2 protein-coding genes are annotated in these 2,331 nt (G+C 33.5%); both read right to left on the bottom strand.

Annotated features, from left to right (window positions below; all coding sequences use genetic code 11):
* Positions 1 to 176 precede the first annotated feature (176 nt).
* A complete protein-coding gene (locus tag VB796_RS23650; protein ID WP_323349065.1) occupies positions 177 to 1,055 on the bottom strand; it encodes an Rpn family recombination-promoting nuclease/putative transposase in 879 nt (292 codons plus the stop codon).
* A 24-nt stretch (positions 1,056 to 1,079) separates the two neighbouring features.
* Positions 1,080 to 1,973: a hypothetical protein gene (locus VB796_RS23645; protein ID WP_323349064.1), complete on the bottom strand. Its 894-nt coding sequence runs from the start codon at positions 1,971 to 1,973 to the stop codon at positions 1,080 to 1,082.
* Positions 1,974 to 2,331: the final 358 nt, after the last annotated feature.

Here is a 2,331-nt window from a genome sequence, read left to right as displayed (position 1 = left end):
CACGCTCGTGTCGAGAAACCCATAGACATCTTTTCATCAATCTAACTCCGCTACCGCAGGTTACGTTCAACATAGCGTTCATTGTTGGCACTGCGTACCCAACGAACGCTTAGTTGTTGGTGGCTGCCGCTTTTCTTCGCCAGTCAAGTGTCCATGAGCAAAAAGTCCATTAAGTGTCAATTTGCAGAAAGTTGTCGCTGAACTGATTTTACAAAGTCTAACGAAACTCCTGCAAGGTTTGCAATTTTGTTAGCTTCAAAATCCGTCTGCTGTAAAAGACTTTTTACAAATAATTCCTTTTCTTGCTTTTTTGCATCAGCTATTTTTCTGCTTTCTGCTTTAACTGATTCAGCATTACGAGCAATCAAAATTTCTAACGATGCCTTTTCATCAGGTGTCATTTTGCGACTGTCCAACTCATCAATAGCTACTTTGAGCCAATCCTCGTCCCAAAACTTAGGGAATTGTATAGGATTGGTAAATGTATGAGTATGTATCGTTTTCATCGTATATATCAATTTTTCTAAATCGGTTTGACAATCAACTTCTTGTAAAGTAAATTTATCTAATTCTACTGTAATAAACGTCATTTGCTCATCAAAAAGTTCTCCTTGTTCGTTTCTCAGATTCGCAACGGTATGAAATTGAGGATAGGGTAGAATGTCGTTTGCCAAAATAGCCACACAATAGATTTTTGTCAGCGTTCCATAGTCAAACTTTCCACGTTTTACCATTGCGTTAAACTTGTGCAAAGCGTAAAATTTCATGCGTTGTACAAAATACGGTGCGTCACCGTACTGCATTTCTACGATAAAATGATTGTCGTTTTCGTCTGTACAAGCTAAGTCAAAAATCCCACTTCTACCGTCTTGGGTGATACCCTCAAAGGTGTTTTTATCAAATTTGACCTCTTTTATAGGGATTTCAGACTTGATAAGTGCTTGCAATGCCTTACGCAAGAAAAGCGTATTTGCTTCATTGCCAAAAGTAGCTTTGAAACCGTAATCCGAAATTATCGGAATAAATATTTGGTTATCTGTGTAAAGTGCTTCCATGAAGCAAAGTTATATAATTTAACCTTACAAAGGTTTATTTTTAATAATGTATTGCTCTATATTATCTAAATTTGTCATCAATAAATTATATACTTTCTCCCTAACTTCATGGTAAAAATATAAATCAAAATCATGATAATCATAGGGTCTATTGAAGAAAGAACTCAATGGGAATGATAAGTTTCCATGTTTTACCACTTCTCCATAAGTAAATGCCATTTCTTTTTTCAATTCCTCTCTAAATATGAGAAGGTTTCCTTTACTACGGTCACTAAACTTGTCCTCAAAGAGTTTTTCTATTTCTCGTTTTACTTCGTTTTGATTGCGACTTTTTAGCTGATTAATAACTAAAAAATAAACATACTTGACTGCATTTTCTCTGTTAAGGTCACTAATGTTTTGTTTTATTTGGTCTATTTTAGAGTCCCGATTAGAATCTATAATAAGAATTATAACAAAAACTACGAACGCAAAACCCAAAAAATAAAAATATGGAATTAAGTATGGCTTTGTTAAGAGACTGAAATTTTTCAAAAACAATACTTTTTTATCAAAAAATGAAAAAATATCAAAAATAATACCTGGAAAAACCCAAATCGACATGGGGATTATTAGAAAAAGAGAAGCTATCTTATCTCCAATTGTTTCTAATACAGACTGTTCTAATACAAACAGTATTTTATTTTCTTCATATTTTTTAATTATTGGCTCAAATGAGCCAAATTTAATCCCTTGATAGTTAGATTCAATTTTTCTTAAATCATAATTATTTTTTATTGCATTTAGCAAATCGTTTAGTCTTTGTATAGTTTTTTCATAATTATTGAAACCCGAAAATTTATGTCCGATGAGCATAAAGAACTTATACAAAAAGAATATTCCACCTGTTATAAAAATAATTGTGAGTAAGATAATCATAAGTCTTGATTTTTTGTTTGCATTGCCCTGAAACTTGTGGTGTACTAAATTGTTGGCTTATTCCATCTGCGGTAGCCACCAACGTGCAGGGCTTGTGGCAGGTGGGGAATTTGAAAGTCGTCCGCCCGAAAGTCTGCCGATATAAATTACTAATATTCAATTACTTACAAATGTTTGGCAGTTTCCGTCCGACGGAACAAAAGTACAAAAGAATTACCAAAGTTCAATTACTTCCGTCAGCCCCCACTTCCTACAACCGATTTTTTAAGTGCCTGATTGTTAGTAATTTAAGATTGAGTTTTTTGTAGGCTCATTCCCATTTTTTTAGCCATTTTTTCTAAGTTTTTCAACTGTCTGT

Source organism: Arcicella sp. LKC2W, assembly GCF_034931005.1.
Taxonomy (GTDB): Bacteria; Bacteroidota; Bacteroidia; order Cytophagales; family Spirosomataceae; genus Arcicella.
This window is presented reverse-complemented; position numbering and strand designations above follow the sequence as displayed.

Bases quoted from the DNA above. Each gene is read 5' to 3' on its own strand.
- VB796_RS23650 (WP_323349065.1), bottom strand. From the start codon at position 1,055: ATGGAAGCACTTTACACAGATAACCAAATATTTATTCCGATAATTTCG.
- VB796_RS23645 (WP_323349064.1), bottom strand. From the start codon at position 1,973: ATGATTATCTTACTCACAATTATTTTTATAACAGGTGGAATATTCTTT.